Origin of the sequence: Defluviimonas sp. SAOS-178_SWC (assembly GCF_039830135.1) — a bacterium.
Lineage (GTDB): Bacteria > Pseudomonadota > Alphaproteobacteria > Rhodobacterales > Rhodobacteraceae > Albidovulum.
In genome coordinates this window covers 2,635,455-2,650,558 of sequence record NZ_CP156081.1, presented here as the reverse complement: position 1 = coordinate 2,650,558, position 15,104 = coordinate 2,635,455, and the positions used below count along the sequence as shown (strand labels likewise).

At 68.8% G+C, this 15,104-nt stretch carries 13 protein-coding genes; 7 read left to right on the top strand and 6 right to left on the bottom strand.

Annotated features, from left to right (window positions below):
- Positions 1 to 40 precede the first annotated feature (40 nt).
- The 7 genes from V5734_RS13670 to V5734_RS13640 all read left to right on the top strand — a co-directional run bounded on the left by V5734_RS13670 (position 41) and on the right by V5734_RS13640 (position 7,274).
- A complete protein-coding gene (locus V5734_RS13670) occupies positions 41 to 1,204 on the top strand; it encodes a M20 aminoacylase family protein (RefSeq protein ID WP_347310196.1) in 1,164 nt (387 codons plus the stop codon).
- Positions 1,205 to 1,276: 72 nt separating this feature from the next.
- Positions 1,277 to 2,437: a M20 aminoacylase family protein gene (locus tag V5734_RS13665; protein WP_347310195.1), complete on the top strand. Its 1,161-nt coding sequence runs from the start codon at positions 1,277 to 1,279 to the stop codon at positions 2,435 to 2,437.
- Between the two features lie 278 nt (positions 2,438 to 2,715).
- Positions 2,716 to 3,681, top strand: a complete 966-nt coding sequence (gene speB / locus V5734_RS13660) for an agmatinase (RefSeq protein WP_347310194.1) — start codon at positions 2,716 to 2,718, stop codon at positions 3,679 to 3,681.
- Entirely contained in the window at positions 3,678 to 4,142 is a 465-nt protein-coding gene (locus V5734_RS13655) for a DUF1499 domain-containing protein (protein ID WP_347310193.1), read from the top strand. Before speB ends, V5734_RS13655 begins: the two co-directional genes overlap by 4 nt.
- A gap of 214 nt (positions 4,143 to 4,356) precedes the next feature.
- Positions 4,357 to 5,412, top strand: coding sequence for a peptide chain release factor 1 (prfA, locus tag V5734_RS13650; protein ID WP_347310192.1), 1,056 nt, complete (start codon positions 4,357 to 4,359; stop codon positions 5,410 to 5,412).
- A 58-nt stretch (positions 5,413 to 5,470) separates the two neighbouring features.
- Positions 5,471 to 6,328, top strand: coding sequence for a peptide chain release factor N(5)-glutamine methyltransferase (gene prmC / locus V5734_RS13645; RefSeq protein ID WP_347310191.1), 858 nt, complete (start codon positions 5,471 to 5,473; stop codon positions 6,326 to 6,328).
- Between the two features lie 265 nt (positions 6,329 to 6,593).
- Positions 6,594 to 7,274 carry a DUF4167 domain-containing protein gene (locus V5734_RS13640; RefSeq protein ID WP_347310190.1) on the top strand — a complete coding sequence of 227 codons (681 nt, stop codon included), beginning with the start codon at positions 6,594 to 6,596 and terminating at the stop codon, positions 7,272 to 7,274.
- A gap of 84 nt (positions 7,275 to 7,358) precedes the next feature.
- On the opposite strand, the gene rsmA is transcribed toward V5734_RS13640, so the two are convergent.
- From rsmA to lptF, 6 genes are all read right to left on the bottom strand, one after another.
- A complete protein-coding gene (gene rsmA / locus V5734_RS13635; RefSeq protein ID WP_347310189.1) occupies positions 7,359 to 8,201 on the bottom strand; it encodes a 16S rRNA (adenine(1518)-N(6)/adenine(1519)-N(6))-dimethyltransferase RsmA in 843 nt (280 codons plus the stop codon).
- 130 nt (positions 8,202 to 8,331) lie between these two features.
- Positions 8,332 to 9,306: a 4-hydroxythreonine-4-phosphate dehydrogenase PdxA gene (pdxA, locus tag V5734_RS13630; protein ID WP_347310188.1), complete on the bottom strand. Its 975-nt coding sequence runs from the start codon at positions 9,304 to 9,306 to the stop codon at positions 8,332 to 8,334.
- Positions 9,307 to 9,316: 10 nt separating this feature from the next.
- Entirely contained in the window at positions 9,317 to 10,609 is a 1,293-nt protein-coding gene (locus V5734_RS13625) for a peptidylprolyl isomerase (RefSeq protein ID WP_347310187.1), read from the bottom strand.
- An 81-nt stretch (positions 10,610 to 10,690) separates the two neighbouring features.
- A complete protein-coding gene (locus tag V5734_RS13620) occupies positions 10,691 to 12,829 on the bottom strand; it encodes an LPS-assembly protein LptD (protein ID WP_347310186.1) in 2,139 nt (712 codons plus the stop codon).
- Positions 12,830 to 13,927, bottom strand: a complete 1,098-nt coding sequence (gene lptG, locus V5734_RS13615) for an LPS export ABC transporter permease LptG (protein WP_347310185.1) — start codon at positions 13,925 to 13,927, stop codon at positions 12,830 to 12,832.
- Entirely contained in the window at positions 13,924 to 15,054 is a 1,131-nt protein-coding gene (lptF, locus tag V5734_RS13610; protein WP_347310184.1) for an LPS export ABC transporter permease LptF, read from the bottom strand. Before lptF ends, lptG begins: the two co-directional genes overlap by 4 nt.
- Positions 15,055 to 15,104: the final 50 nt, after the last annotated feature.

Sequence of the window (15,104 nt, the reverse complement as noted above, 5' to 3'; positions counted from 1 at the left end):
GGGTTAGGCTGGCCCATAGGGCGCAGCGGGAGGGCGGGGGATGCCGGTTCTGAACAGTATCGCGGATATGGCGGAGGAGATGAAGGCCTGGCGGCGGCATCTGCATGCCCATCCGGAACTGGGGCTCGACTGTCACGAAACGGCGGCCTTCGCGGTGGCGCGGCTGAAGGAGTTCGGCGTTGACGAGATCCACGAGGGCGTCGGCAAGACCGGGGTGGTTGCGCTGATCCGGGGGCGGGGGCCGGGCCGCACGATCGGCCTCAGGGCCGATATGGACGCGCTGCCGATGACGGAAGGCACGGGGGCCGAGCATGCCTCGACCGTGCCGGGGCGGATGCACGGCTGCGGCCATGACGGGCACACGACGATGCTTCTGGGGGCGGCGAAATACCTGGCCGAAACGCGCAATTTCGCGGGCACCGTCGCGCTGATCTTCCAGCCGGGGGAAGAGACCGGGCAGGGCGGCCCGGCGATGCTCGCCGACGGCATGATGGAGCGTTTCGGGATCGAGGAGGTCTATGCGCTCCACACCTCGCCGCGCCACGAGGTCGGCACCTTCGCCACCCGTCCGGGACCGCTGATGGCGGCGGTCACGGATTTCGACATCAGGATCAGGGGCCGGGGTGGCCACGGCGCCTATCCGCAGAACAGCCGCGATCCGGTGGCGGCGGCGCTGACCATCGGCAACGCGATCCAGACGATCAGCTCGCGCAATTCCGACGCGATCGAACCCTTGGTGATCTCCATCACCCAGATCCATGCCGGCACGACGCATAACGTGATCCCCGCGGAAGCCTATCTCGGCGGCACGATCCGCAGTTACAGCGCCGCCGTGCAGGAGATGGTGAGGCGCCGGATGAAGGAGATTTGCGACGGAATCGGCACCGCGATGGGGGTGGAGGTCGAGATCGGCGGGCTGATCGACCTTGCCCCGACGGTGAACGACCCCGCGAAGACGGATTTCGCCGTCGCCGTGGCCGAGGAAATCTCCGGCCGTGACCGGGTGATCCCGGATCATCCGCCGCTGATGGGGGCCGAGGATTTCGGCGCGATGCTGGCCGTGCGCCCCGGTGCGATGGTTTTCCTCGGGCAGGGCGTCGGCCCGATGGTCCACGAGCCGGACTTCGATTTCAACGACGAGGCGGCACCCTTTGGCGCGAGCTATTTCGCGCGCCTCGTCGAACGGGCGCTCCCGCTGGGCTGAGGTGCTGTTCCCCATTGCGGAGCGCGCGCCGTCCTGCCATCGTCGTGCGCGTCCTCAGACTGCAGGTCCATCATGCCCGTCCTCAATTGTATCGCCGACTTCGCCCCCGAAATGACTGAATGGCGGCGCCACCTCCATCAGCACCCGGAACTGAGTTTCGCCTGCCACAAGACGGCGGCCTTTGTCGCCGGCAAGCTCCGGGAATTCGGGGTGGACGAGATCCACGAGGGTATCGCCGAGACCGGGATCGTCGCGATCATCGAAGGGCAGGGCGAGGGGCCGACCATCGGGTTGCGCGCCGATATGGACGCGCTGCCCATCGCCGAGGAAACCGGCGCTGAACACGCCTCGACCGTGCCCGGCGTCATGCATGCCTGCGGCCATGACGGCCACACGACGATGCTTCTCGGCGCTGCGAAATACCTTGCCGAAACCCGCCGCTTCACGGGCCGGGTCGCGCTGATCTTCCAGCCGGCCGAGGAAGAGGGCGGCGGCGGCGAGGTCATGGTGCGCGAGGGTATCCTCGACCGGTTCGGCATCGGCGCCGTCTATGCCCTTCACAACACGCCGCAGGTTCCGCTCGGCCGGTTCGTGACGACTCCCGGCCCGATCATGGCCGCAGTCGACACGGTCCGCGTCGATCTGACCGGCAAGGGCGGCCACGGCGCCTATCCGCATGACTGTGTCGACCCGATCCCGGCCGCCATAGGGATGATCTCGGCCCTCCAGACCATCGCCAGCCGCAACGTCAACCCGCTGGACGAGGTCGTCGTCTCGATCACCCAGGTCCATGCCGGCACAGCCTCGAACATCATCCCCGAGACGGCGTGGTTCATGGCCACGGTGCGGACCTTCCGCGACGAGGTGCGGATGCAGGTCAAGCGCCGTTTCGAGGAGATCGTCGCGGGCCATGCCGCGGCCTACGGGGTGACTGCCGAAATCGACTACGATCTCGGCTATCCGGCGACGGTCAACGAGCCCGGAAAGACCGTCTTCGCCGCCGATGTCGCCCGCGAGGTCGCGGGCGAGGCGGGGGTCGACGCCGAGGCCGGCCGCGAGATGGGGGCTGAGGATTTCTCCTACCTCCTCGAAAAGCGCCCCGGCTGTTACCTGTTTCTCGGGCAGGGCCAGGGGGCGGGGCTGCATCACCCGGCCTACGATTTCAACGACGAGGCCGCCCCCTTCGGCGCCACCTTCTTCGCGCGGCTGGTGGAGCGGGCGCAGCCTTTGTGACGTTGCGGCATGGGGGCCTCGAAGGGGGCGAAAGCGGCCCGACGGCCCGAGAATCCGGAACCGCGGGCCAAGATCTCATCCGCGGTCGCGATCCCCCTACGACGTCTCGGGCTGATCACTATCCTGGCGTCCCGAAGCCAGGGGCAAAAGCTTCACGGGGATCGACAATTTGATCAAATGTTCTTGACAAATCGCTCCGTCTGCCCTCGGCTGGGCGCACCCGGATCGTCGACATCTCCGGCCCCGAACGATGTCCTGTCCTCATGGAGATTGTTCCGATGGCACTGGAAGATGCGAAAAAGCAGGTTGATCTGGCCTTCACGGCGACCGAACGGCGCGGGCTCGCCTTCGAAAATGCGTTCGGAGGGGCGACAAGCTTCCTGCGGCGGCGCTACAGCAAGGACCTGACGGGCGTCGATCTGGCGATCACCGGCGTCCCGTTCGATCAGGCGGTGACGCATCGCACCGGCACCCGCTTCGGCCCCCGCGCGGTGCGCGAGGCGAGCGCCCTGCAGCCTTACGATCCGCCCTATGGCTGGGGATATTCGCCGCTCGAGGAACTCGACATCGTCGACTACGGCGATCTCGCCTTCGACTACGCGAAGGTCTCGGACTTCCCGGCGGCGCTCACGGCGCATATCCGTGGCATCCTCGCGGCCGGCGCCGGGACGGTGACGCTCGGCGGCGATCACTACATCACCTTCCCGATCCTGACAGCCTACGCGGAGAAGTTCGGGCCGATCAGCCTTCTGCATTTCGACGCCCATTCCGACACCTGGGTCGATGACGATTTCGACAGGATCGACCACGGGACGATGTTCTACAAGGCGATCAAGTCGGGGATCGTGGACCCCGCGACCTCGGTTCAGGTCGGCATCCGCACCCATAACGACGATTTCATGGGCGTGAATGTCATCGACGCGCGCGAGGTGCACGAAACCGGCGTGGCCGAAGTCGTGAGGAAAATCAAGGGGATCGTCGGCGACCGGCCGACCTACCTTACGTTCGACATCGACTGCCTCGACCCCGCCTTCGCGCCCGGCACCGGCACGCCGGTCTGGGGCGGGCTGGCAAGCTGGCAGGCCGCCGCGATCCTGCGCGATCTCGCCGGAATCAACCTCGTCGGCGGCGACGTGGTCGAGGTCTCGCCCGCCTACGACACGACCGGGGCGACGGCCATCGCCGGCGCCCATGTCGCGCATGAACTCATCTGCCTCTACGGCTGGACCCGGCGGAAGGGGTGAGGCTGGCGCTCCTCCTCGCCGCCCTGGCCGTCCTCGGAGGCATGGCTTATATCCGCCTCGCCCCGTCCGATCCCGCGCGGTGGCACAGAATTACCTCAACGGTCGGAGATCGATCCGGTGCGGTTTCAGGTCGCGACCCGGTGCAGATGGTCGCAGGAAGCGCCCATGCAGCGGTCACGCTGGCCGGGATTGCCCCAGGCGCCGCACTGGCGCGTCTCGACGCCGTTGCATTGGCGACGCCTCGCACGACCCGTCTGGCGGGAAGCCCAGAGGAGGGGTCGATCACCTGGGTGACACGCTCGGCCATCTTCGGCTTTCCGGACTATACCACCGCCGTCGCGCATCAGGACGGGCCCGATACTATCCTGACGCTTCATGCCCGCCAGCGTTTCGGTCGCCGTGATTTCGGCGTCAACGCCGCCCGGCTCCGGGACTGGATCGCCCGGTTAACGCATGATTAGGGTCGTGATCAAATCCGCCCGGACCGGAGGCTCTTGCCGCGCTCTATCGCGGATGTTCCCCGTAACCCCTCCGTAGGTTCCGCGTAGGTTTTCCGTAGCTACGGCGCGCCCGTGCTTCTTCTTGGGCAAATTACTCCACGGGGGTCCGGGGGTGTGAGACCCCCGGCGCGCGCTCCCCCTTGACCGCCGCGCGGACAAGGGCCAAACCCGCGCCATGGTGCCCTTGGACAAGCTCGACCAGATCACGCGCCGCTTCGGGTTCCTCGAAGCGAAGCTGTCCTCTGGCGCGGAGCCGGCCGAGATCGCCGCGCTCAGCCGCGAATATTCCGAGCTGAAGCCGGTCGTGGCCGAGATCGCCGCCTACCGGCAGGCGCTCGCCGATCTCGGCGAGGCCGAGGCGATGCTCTCCGACCCCGAGATGCGGGCGCTTGCCGAGGACGAGATCCCGGCGCTCAAGGCCCGCATCCCCGAGATGGAGGGGCGCCTGAGGATCGCGCTCCTGCCGAAGGACGCCGCCGACGCGCGGCCCGCGATCCTCGAGATCCGCCCCGGCACCGGCGGCGAGGAGGCCGCGCTCTTTGCCGGCGACCTTCTCCGCATGTACCAGAAACACGCCGAAAGCCAGGGCTGGCGGTTCGAGCTTCTGGACCTGTCGGAGACCGAGCTTGGCGGCGTCAAGGAGGCGATGGCGCGGATCGAGGGCGACGGCGTCTTCGCCCGGCTGAAATTCGAAAGCGGCGTCCACCGGGTCCAGCGGGTGCCGGAGACCGAGGCCGGGGGGCGCATCCACACCTCCGCCGCGACCGTCGCCGTGCTGCCCGAGGCGGAGGAGGTCGAGATCGAGATCCCCGCCACCGATATCCGCATCGACACGATGCGCGCCTCGGGCGCCGGCGGGCAGCACGTGAACACGACCGACTCGGCGGTGCGGATCACCCATATCCCGACCGGGATCGTCGTGACCTCGTCAGAGAAGTCGCAGCACCAGAACCGCGCCAACGCGATGGCGGTCCTGCGCGCGCGCCTCTACGACCTCGAACGCGCGCGCGCCGACGATGCCCGTGCCGCCGACCGCAAGGCGCAAGTTGGCTCCGGCGACCGGTCGGAGCGGATCCGCACCTACAATTTCCCGCAAGGAAGGATGACCGATCACCGGATCAACCTGACGCTCTACCGGCTCGACCAGATCATGGCGGGCGACCTGACCGAGGTCATCGACGCGCTTGTCGCCCACGATCAGGCGGCCCGTCTCGCGGAGCTCGAGGCGTGAGGAGGGGACGCCTCGTTCCCGGGCCTCTGGCCCTGAACATCGGCGGCGGGGGGCGCGCATGACCGGGGCCGAGGCCCTGCGCGGCGCGTTGCGGCGGCTGACCGAGGCCGGGATCGAGGGCGCCGCGAGGGATGCGCGAAGGCTTCTGGCCCATGCGCTGGGCGTTCCGGCGGAACGGATCACCGTGGTGGCCGGGGACGAGATGACCCCCGGTCAGGAGTCCCTCTTCGCGGCGGCCGTCGCGGCGCGGGCGGCGCGGCAGCCGGTGAGCCAGATCACCGGGCGGCGCGAGTTCTACGGCCTCGGCTTCCGGGTGACCCGCGAGACGCTCGACCCGCGCCCCGAGACGGAGCTTCTCGTCGCGGCGGCGCTGGAGCGGCCTTTCGTGCGGATGCTCGACCTTGGCACCGGCACCGGCTGCATCCTTCTCTCCTGCCTAAAGGGCATGCCCTTCGCGAGCGGCATCGGCACTGACCTCTCAGAGGCCGCCCTTGCCGTCGCTGCGGAGAATGCCGAAACGCTCGGCCTCGCGCGGCGGGCACGGTTCCTGCCATCGGACTGGTTCGCCTCGGTGCCGGGTCGCTTCGACCTCGTCGTCTCCAACCCGCCCTATATCGCCGAGGAAGAGATGGCCGGCCTCGCGCCCGAGGTCCGCGACTGGGAACCGCGCCGTGCGCTCACGCCCGGTGGTGACGGTCTCGACGCCTACCGGGCGATCGCAAGGGGGGCGCCGGCGCGGCTGATGGCGGGCGGACGGCTGATCCTCGAAATCGGGCCGAGCCAGGCCGGGGCGGTAGCGGCCCTTCTTCTCGCGGAGGGCTTTCCCGTCCCGGAAATCCGCCGCGACCTCGACGGGCGGGACCGCGTGGTGATCGCGATCATGCCCGGCGATGCGGACGAATGCGGCTGCGCCTGAGGGGCGGCGGATTGCCGCGCGCGACGTGGCATTTCCGCCGGATCGGCCGGGAATCGCGGTAAAATGCAACGGCTTTCGCAGAATCCGCTTGTCACGCGGGTCGCATCATGCATTAAGGGAAACGTGACGGGTGGGGCGTTTGGCGCCGCCCGGACCGCTTCGCCCAGCAATATCACCAGCCGCGACCGCTGCCGATACTCCCGGCGCTGGACGTGGAGACGGGCAAGCCAGATGACAGCCCATAGGCTCGGATAGACAAAAACACATGAGATCATCCAAATCCCGTTCGCGTTCGAAATCGAACCGGCAGCGCTCGCTTGGCAACATCGTCAACCGCGTCTTCGACAGTTCAGGCCCCGAGGGCAAGGTGCGCGGCACGCCGCAGCAGATCATCGACAAGTACCTGACGCTGGCCCGCGACGCGCAACTGGGCAATGACCGCGTGGCCGAGCAGAACTTTCTCCAGCATGCCGAACACTACACGCGGATGCTGGGCGAGGCGCAGCGCGAGATGACGCGCGAGCAGGAACAGCGGCAGGCCCAGAACGAGGGCGGCCAGCAGAATGGCGGGGGCCAGCAGAACGGCGGCGGGCAGCACGGCGGCAACGGCCACAACGGCGGCCAGGGCGGCGAGCGGCAGCATCAGCGCCCGCGCTACGAAGACCGGGGCGAGCGCGAGCAGCCCGACGTGACGCGGCCCGCCGTGGCGCCGGAGCGCGAGGATGACACCGACGACGGCCCGGGGCTCGTCGAAACGCCCGAGGCGCGCCAGCGCCCGGCACCGACGGCGACGATGATGCCGGATCTGTCGCAGCCCGACACCCAGCCCGAGCCGGCCGCCGCGAAAAAGCCGGCCCGCGCGCCGCGCAAGCCGCGCGAGAAGCGCGAGCCTAAGGACAAGCCGGCCGCGACGCCGGACGAATCCTCCCCGAGCGCGGCCGAATAACGCGGCCCGCTCCGGCGCGGGTCTACACTCCAACCGACGGTTGCCAGTCTCGTTTCCTGCGGGGAACCGCGCTTCGGAGCGCGCTCAGCCCGCCGCGACGATCCGCGCCAGCGCGCAGAAGGCCTCCAGCGGGATCTCCTCGGCCCGGGCCGTCGGCGCGATGCCGGCGGCTTCGAGCTTCGCCTCCATCCCCGGTGCGATGCCCTTGAGGCTGGCCCGGAGCATCTTGCGGCGCTGGTTGAACCCCGCCGCGACGATCCGGTTCAGGATCTTCGCATCCGCCGGATAGCGCGGCTCCGGCAGGGCGGTCAGGTGGACGACGGCCGAATGGATCTTCGGCGGCGGCGTGAAGGCTTCGGGCGGCAGAGTCATGACGATCCGGGCATCGCAACGCCACTGCGCGAGAAGCGCGAGCCGCCCGTAGGCCTTCGATCCGGGGGTGGCGACGATCCGGTCGGCCACCTCCTTCTGGAACATCAGCGTCAGGCTTTGCCAGAAGGGCGGCCATGACGGGGGCGTCAGCCAGCGCACCAGAAGCTCGGTCCCGACATTGTAGGGCAGGTTGGCGACGACGCGGATCGGGGGCGCGAGATGCGCGGGGGCGTCCACCTCGAGCGCGTCGCCGTTGATGACGTCGAGCCGCCCGGGCCAGGCCGCCGCGATTTCGGCCAGCGCAGGCAGGCAGCGCGCATCCTTTTCGACCGCAAGAACATGCCGCGCGCCCTCCGCGAGAAGCGCCCGCGTCAACCCGCCGGGGCCCGGCCCGACCTCGAGCACGTCGCATTGGCCGAGATCCCCCGCCGCGCGCGCGATCTTCGCGGTCAGGTTCAGGTCCAGAAGGAAGTTCTGGCCGAGCGCCTTCTTCGCCGCGATCCCGTGCGTCGCGATCACCTCGCGCAGGGGCGGCAGCCCGTCTATCGCCGCCATGCCCGACCCTCCGTCTTCACCTTGCCCAAATACCTCCGGGGGACGCCCGAAGGGCGCGGGGGCAGGCAGCCCCCGTCCGCGCGCAGGGAAAGGCGCGCCGGGACCAGGTCTGTTTCCAGCAGGAAAGCCATCAGCCAGTCCGGTTCCGGGCCATGTCGCGCGCCATTTTCAGCGCGGCGATCAGGCTCGACGGATCGGCGCGGCCCTGACCGGCGATGTCGAAGGCGGTGCCGTGATCGGGCGAGGTGCGGATGAACGGCAGGCCCAGCGTCACGTTCACCCCGCCCGCGAAGTCGAGCGTCTTGATCGGGATCAGCGCCTGGTCGTGATACATGGCGATCGCCGCGTCATAGCGCGCCCTTGCGCCGGGATGGAACATGGTGTCGGCGGGCAGGGGACCGGCGATCGCCATCCCCTCGGCCTTCAGCCGGTCGAGGAGGGGCGCGATCATGCCAATCTCCTCCCCGCCCATCGCGCCGCCTTCGCCGGCATGGGGGTTGAGCCCGGCGACCGCGAGGCGCGGTTCCTCCAGCCCGAAATCGCTCATGAGGCCGGTCCGGGTGATGCGGATCGTCTCTTCCAGTAGCGCGGCGGTCAGCGCGGCGGGCACCTCGGCGAGAGGGATGTGGATCGTCACCGGCACGACGCGCAGCGCGTCGCAGGCGAGCATCATCACCACGCGCTCCACCCCGGCGAGGTGGGCGAGGTATTCGGTATGGCCCGGAAAGGCGAAGCCAGCGCCGTCCTTCAGTGCCTTCTTGTGGATCGGCGCCGTGCAAAGCGCGGCCGCCTCGCCCTTCTCGACCAAGGCCACCGCCCGTGCGATGACGGCGATCACCGACGCGGCATTGGCGGGGTCTGGCTGGCCGGGTAAAGCGGCGGCGGGGAAGTCGTGGCGCAGCACGGGCAGCAGGCGGGCCGGGACCGTCAGCGCCTCGAACGGCCGCGCGATCTCGTGCCACGCGGTGCCCTGCGGCAGGTGCGAAGGATCGCCGATCCAGAAGAACGGCAGTTCGGAGCCGAGTTTCGCCCTCGCCTTGGCGGCGATCTCCGGGCCGATGCCCGAAGGCTCGCCGCAACTGACCGCGATCGGAAGCGTGCTCATCTGCCGCCCCTCACGGGGTGCGGATGATGGCGTTGGCCCGCAGTTCCGCGAGGTACCCGTCGGCGAAGCCGGCGAGGCGCTGATTGACCAGTTCCTCGCGCACCTGCGCCCGGCTCGGCCCCTGGCCGAAGCCGAGCGCCGGGTCGATGGCGGGCACGCCGTCGCCGGTCGGCGCCGACACGTCCGTCACGACGGGCGCGGACCCGGCGGCGAGGGTCGCGGACCGCTTGCAGAGCATCAGGAACACCAGCGCGTTGCCACGCGTGAGCGCGGTCGAGCTTTCATTGTCGTCAAGCCGCGCCAGTTCGGCGGCGATGTCGGCCGGCACCTGACCGAGGGGGCGCGTCTCGCGGAGGAGTTCCCCGGCCGGTCGGCCCTTGGCGACGCGGTAGAGGTCGTCGCAGGTATCGACCTCGCCGCGCACCTGCTCGGCCATGGCCAGCGCCTCTGGCGTGCGGCCGCCGGCAATCAGAAGCTGGGCGTAGTCGACGGAGATGTTCGCGGCCGAAATCTCGCCGCCCTGCTGGAGGCCGCGAAGCCGGAACAGCCCCATCGCGTTGCCGAGCGGGACCGGCGGGCTGACCTGCCCGTTGGCAAGGCCGGCGATGATCTGGCGCACCTGCGGCGGCAAGTTGGTCAGCGGGATCCAGTCAAGCTGGCCGCCTTCTGCGCGCGAGGGCGCGGCCGAATATTGCCGCGCGGCGGCGGCGAAAGCGGCGTCGGAGCGGATCGTCCCGGAAAGCTCGGTCGCCAGGTCGCGGATCTCGGCGGCATTGCCGGGGTTCATCGGGATCAGGATCTCCGACATCAGGACGCGCGGCCCGGCGCCACGCTGCGCGGCGACCGACATCGCGCGGTCGATCTCGGCTTCGCTGATGGACACGCGCGGGCCGAAGCGGCCGCGCACGACCTCGCGCCAAGCGAGGCCGGCGGAGACGAAATCGCGGAAGGTCTCGGGCGCGATGCCGGCCTGGCCGATGGCCTGCAGGAACTGCTCGGTATCGAGGTTGGCGCGGCTGGCGAATTCGGCCATGCCGGCGGCGATCTGCTGGTCGTTGGGCGTGATGCCGGCGGCCTTGGCCGCCTGGCTCCGCAGCCGGTCCTCGGTCAATCCCTTTTCCGCCTCGGCGACCACATCGCCGGGCGCCCTGAGGATCGTGAGGAAGCGGATCCGCTGGTCGAGCTCGTATTGCGTGACGACGCTGTCGTTGACGATGATCGCCGGCGCGAACTTGCCCGATTGCGCCAGCGCGGGCGTCATCAAGGTCATCAGCGCCGCAAGGGCGAGAGAAAGAGTGGTCATCATGCGCATCGTCCGTCGTCCGTCTGCTCTGTTCTTCGTTTCCGGTCTTTGCCGCCGCCTCACGGACCCTTCCAGTTCGGTCTAGCGGGCGCAGCTGCGTCTGTAATTGCGCCCATCTGTCCCGGTGCCGAAGCCGTGCAGGATGACCGACAGGTTGATATCCGTATCGGCCTTCACACTAGTCGAGGACGTGAACCGACGCGAGAGGGAAAGATCGACCGTGGCGCATTCGGTCCGGTAGGCGACACCGAACGAGGCCCGCGTCGCCCGCGCCGCCTCGAAATCGTAGCGGCCGGCGAGGGAGCCGCGCCAGTTCCGCCCCATGTCCCACCCGGCATCGAGCACGAGTTCCGAGCTTGCCTGATTGCGACCCTCCGTCGGGTCGGCGACCAGCCAGAGATAGCCCGCCGTGACATCGTAACGCTCCGCCGCGTAGGCGATGCGCAGCTCTTCCCGGCTGATGTCGAAGGAATCGTCGAACACCGCCCGGTTGATGATGTCGAGGCCGTCGGCGGTCTGGAACTGCGTGGCGACAAGCCAGTCCGAGGTCGTGCCGTCGAGCCCGGAGGCGGCGGAAAACTGGCCGAGATCCTTCTGCCGGAAGACTCGTCCCGCGATCACTCCAAGCGTCCAGCCCGACGGATCGTACCGCGTCCAGCCGAGACCGACATTGACGCGGCGGCCAAGCTCGTGCCGGTCCGCGCCGGGAAAGCGGTTGAAGCCGAAGAGGTTGCCTTCGTCGAAGTTCACGATCTGGCTGTCCTCGTTCGGAACCGCGTCGGTGCTGTCGGGGCTCCAGACCAGTTGCACGATGGGTTCGATGACATGGGTCGCGCCGCCGCGCGGTGCCGCTTTGACCCAGGGCCAGCGCAGTTCGACCGCCGCCGAGGGGGTGAGGCGGGTGACGGTACCGGGGAAAGCGGCGTCCTGGCTGATCGAGTAGAAATCGGCCGTCAACTCCGTCGCGCCTGACAGAACCATCCCGTTGCCGAAGACCCAGTTGCGGCGCCAGTCGACTGAGGCGGTCGCGCGGCTGAGGTCGCGGCCGTCGGTCACGCCGTCGCCGTTGGCATCGGTCGCGACCGATGAGGACCGGCGCTGGCTGTGGAGGTCGAAGCTGAACTGGCCCTCGCCGCCGAGATAGCGGGGCGTGAAGCGGCGCTGGAAGGTCAGGTCGCCGACAAGCACCGGCAGCACCGAATTGTCGTCACCCGCGCGGATCGACCAGTAGCGGAAGACCCGAGCGTCGATATGTTCGTTGCGCCGGGTGCGGGTGACCGTGACGCCGCTGGCCAGCCGGTCGGTGTCGTCGATGCCGTAGTCGAGAAGGTAGGCGTCGTCGCTGACCGCTTCGATCGCGAAGTTGAGCGTGAAGTCGCGGGGCAGATCGAACTCGCCCGTGGCGAAGACGTATCCGCGGGTGTCGTCCGGCAGCAGGTCGTCGCGGGTCACCGCCCCGTTCACCTCGACCGTGCCGGTCCGGAACGCCTGACGGTAGCGGTATTCCAGCGTGCGGGTCTTGCTGGCCGAGACATAGGGGGTGAGCGTCAGGTCGCGGCTGTCGCCGATGGCGAAGAAATACGGCAGCTTGAGGCCCGGGCCGAGGGCCGTCGTGGTGCGGAAACGCGGCATGAGAAAGCCGGTCGCGCGCGTCAGCGTGGGATCGGGCATCCTGAGGCGCGGGACGTAGAAGACCGGCAGCCCGGCGACGCGGAACTGGGCATGGTCGAAGTAGAGCTGCCGTTCCTGCTTGTCGTGGATGACGCGGCGGGCGCGGATTTCCCAAAGCGGGGTCGGATTGGACGGGCAGACCTGGCAGGACGAGGCGACGACACGGCTGAGCCGCGTGAAACGCCCGCCGACCCGCGCCATTTCCGCGGCGGCAAGCTGCAACTGGTCATCGAGCACCATGCGGGCGCCGGTGAGGATCCCGTCGGTGAGGTCGCGCGACAGTTCGGCGGAATCGGCCAGCACCACCGTCCCGGTGCCGTCGATGAGCGTGATCGGCCCTTCGATGGTCAACTGCTCCGTGGTGCCGTCGTAGATGATCCGCCGCGCCGTCAGCCGCGCGCCCTTGTAGAAGACCTCGACCGCGCCTTCGGCGGTCAGCGTCTCATCGCCGCTGAGAAAGACGCGGTCGGCGATCAGGGTTGCCGGGTCTTGCGCCAGGGCGGGCAGCGCGATGAGCCAGAGGGCGAGGGCGGCGAGGAGGCGGCGCATTCAGCCCTCCTCCAGGTGCAGAAGCAGCGACAGCGACAGAAGAAGTGCGGCGACGGGCGGCGTCCAAGCGGCGAGGAGGACAGGAATCTGGCCATTCTCGCCAAGCACCTGGGCGAAGTTCCGCAAGAGGAAGATCGCGAACCCCGAGACCACGGCGAGAAGCACCATCACCCCGGTATTGCCGGACCGGGCGTGGCGCATCGTGAAGCCCGCGCCGACGAGGACCATCGCGACGAGAAGAAGCGGCAGCGCGAGTTCCATCTGGAACCAGACATTGTGCTTGCGAGCCGAAAATCCCGCCCTTTCCAACCCGGCGATGAAAGCCGGCAGATCCCAGATCGGTACGGTCGAGGGCGTGCCGAAACTGTCGCGGATCTGGTCGACGGTCAGTTCCGACGGCAACCGCATCGCGTCCCGGCGGACCGCCTCGCGTTCGGGATTGCCGCCGGGGGTGAAGGTCCATTCCTTCGCGTCGGTCAGAAGCCAGGCGCCTTCGGTCAGCGTCGCCTCGGCCGCGTCGATGCGGGCGACGGGGCCGCTCGCCTCGGCAAAGGCGATAAAGGTGGCGTCGTAAAGCACCGTGCCGTCGTAATTCGACCGCGCGGCGCGGATGACGGTCTGGCCTTCGGGGCCGCCCTGGCGCAGCCAGAGGCCTTCGCGGGTGACCGAGAGCACGTTGCCCTCGCCGAGTTTGTACTGGTTCGCGCGCACCTCGTAGCGCTTCGCGGTTCCGGCGACGATGGGGTTGAGCGCGGCCACCGCGACGGCGCCGACCACTAGCGTGGTGACCAGCGGGGCCACCAGCATCCTCAGCGCCGACCGCCCGGCCGCCCGGATCACCACCAGCTCGGACGAGCGGGCGAGGGCGAGAAAGAGCGCGATGGACGCAAGGATCACGATCATCGGCAGGATGCGGTAGACCGATTGCGGTGTGTTCAGCGCGGCGAGTTCGGCGGCCGCGCCGAGGCCGAGATCGGCGCTAGCGAACCGGCGGATCTGCTCAACCATGTCGATCAGGTAGAGCAGGACGGAAAAGCCCCCGAAGACCATCGCGAAGGTCGCGAGGAACCGCCGGGCGATATAGAGCGACAGCGTCATGACGCCACCGCCGAGGCAAGGCCGTGCCGGACCCGGCGCACCCGCCCGGCCATCGTCAGAAAGAGGGCAGCGAGGGCGAGGCCCGCGACGATCGGGACGTAAAGCACCGGCCAGAGCGCCGGGCGCCCGGTCACGAGGCTGGTCGCGCCGTTCGCGAGGAACTGGACAAAGACCAGAAGCCCGACCGCGAGCGCGATCTGGCGCCAGAGGCCGAAGCGGCTGAACCCGCCGGTGAGCAGGGTGGAAAACCCGATCAGCGCCGCGACGAGCGCGAGGAACGGCTGCGACAGCCGCCCGTGGCCTTCCAGAAGCATCTCGCTCCGCGTCGTGCCGAGACGCTTCGCCTCGGCCGCGTCGGAGGACAGGAGGGTGAGGGTCGACATCTCCTCGACACCCGGCGGCCGGTCCGCGCCGGCGCCGATCAGCGCCCCGATATCGTAGGAGAAGTCTGCGAAGCGGGTGACCGCCAGCGCCCTCGTCTCGACGTCCAGCGTCTGGGCCATGCCCTCGAACATCACCAGCTTCGGTCCGGCCTCGCTCTTGACCAGCAGGGCGCGCTCGGCCGTGTAGGTCGTGCGCTTGCCGGGTGTCCGGGCATCGCCGAGGAAGATATCCTGCAATTCGCCGAGGGGGGTGATCTGGCGGATGTAGAAAGTGATGCCGTCGGCCGGGTGCAGGAAGGCGCCTTCGGTCAGGAACCGCGCGGTGACGTTCTCGGCGATCTCGCCCCGCCGTTCGGCAAGCTTGGCGCGGCTTGCGGGGACGAGGACATGCATGAGGATCGCGATCATCAGGGTGACGATGAGGCCGAAGTAAAGCACGGGGCGGGCGAGCCGGAAGGGCGAGAAGCCGGTCGCCGACATCACCACGAGCTCGCTTTCCGACGAGAGCCGGTTGGTCACGTAGACCGAGGCGACGAAGGCCGCGACCGGCAGGACAAGGCGGATCACGTTCGGCAGCGTCAGCGCTGTGAATTCAAGGAAAACCCAGGCCGACTGGCCGTCGGAGATGAGCTGATCGAAGAGGATGACGGCCCGGTTGATCCAGTAGACCGTAACGAGGATGAGGGCGAAGAAGCCGAAGAGCATCATCAGCTGCGACAGCAAGTATCTGTCGAATCTGGACACTTCGCCTGTCTCCCGTCTGCCTCGGTTCCCATCCCTAGCCGAAACCGACC

Excerpts from the sequence above, each read along its gene's own strand:
- prfA (WP_347310192.1), top strand. The coding sequence starts at position 4,357 with ATGGTGCCCTTGGACAAGCTCGACCAGATCACGCGCCGCTTCGGGTTC.
- speB (WP_347310194.1), top strand. The coding sequence starts at position 2,716 with ATGGCACTGGAAGATGCGAAAAAGCAGGTTGATCTGGCCTTCACGGCG.
- pdxA (WP_347310188.1), bottom strand. The coding sequence starts at position 9,306 with ATGAGCACGCTTCCGATCGCGGTCAGTTGCGGCGAGCCTTCGGGCATC.
- V5734_RS13640 (WP_347310190.1), top strand. The coding sequence starts at position 6,594 with ATGAGATCATCCAAATCCCGTTCGCGTTCGAAATCGAACCGGCAGCGC.
- V5734_RS13670 (WP_347310196.1), top strand. The coding sequence starts at position 41 with ATGCCGGTTCTGAACAGTATCGCGGATATGGCGGAGGAGATGAAGGCC.
- V5734_RS13665 (WP_347310195.1), top strand. The coding sequence starts at position 1,277 with ATGCCCGTCCTCAATTGTATCGCCGACTTCGCCCCCGAAATGACTGAA.
- prmC (WP_347310191.1), top strand. The coding sequence starts at position 5,471 with ATGACCGGGGCCGAGGCCCTGCGCGGCGCGTTGCGGCGGCTGACCGAG.
- V5734_RS13620 (WP_347310186.1), bottom strand. The coding sequence starts at position 12,829 with ATGCGCCGCCTCCTCGCCGCCCTCGCCCTCTGGCTCATCGCGCTGCCC.
- V5734_RS13625 (WP_347310187.1), bottom strand. The coding sequence starts at position 10,609 with ATGACCACTCTTTCTCTCGCCCTTGCGGCGCTGATGACCTTGATGACG.
- lptG (WP_347310185.1), bottom strand. The coding sequence starts at position 13,927 with ATGACGCTGTCGCTCTATATCGCCCGGCGGTTCCTCGCGACCTTCGCG.
- rsmA (WP_347310189.1), bottom strand. The coding sequence starts at position 8,201 with ATGGCGGCGATAGACGGGCTGCCGCCCCTGCGCGAGGTGATCGCGACG.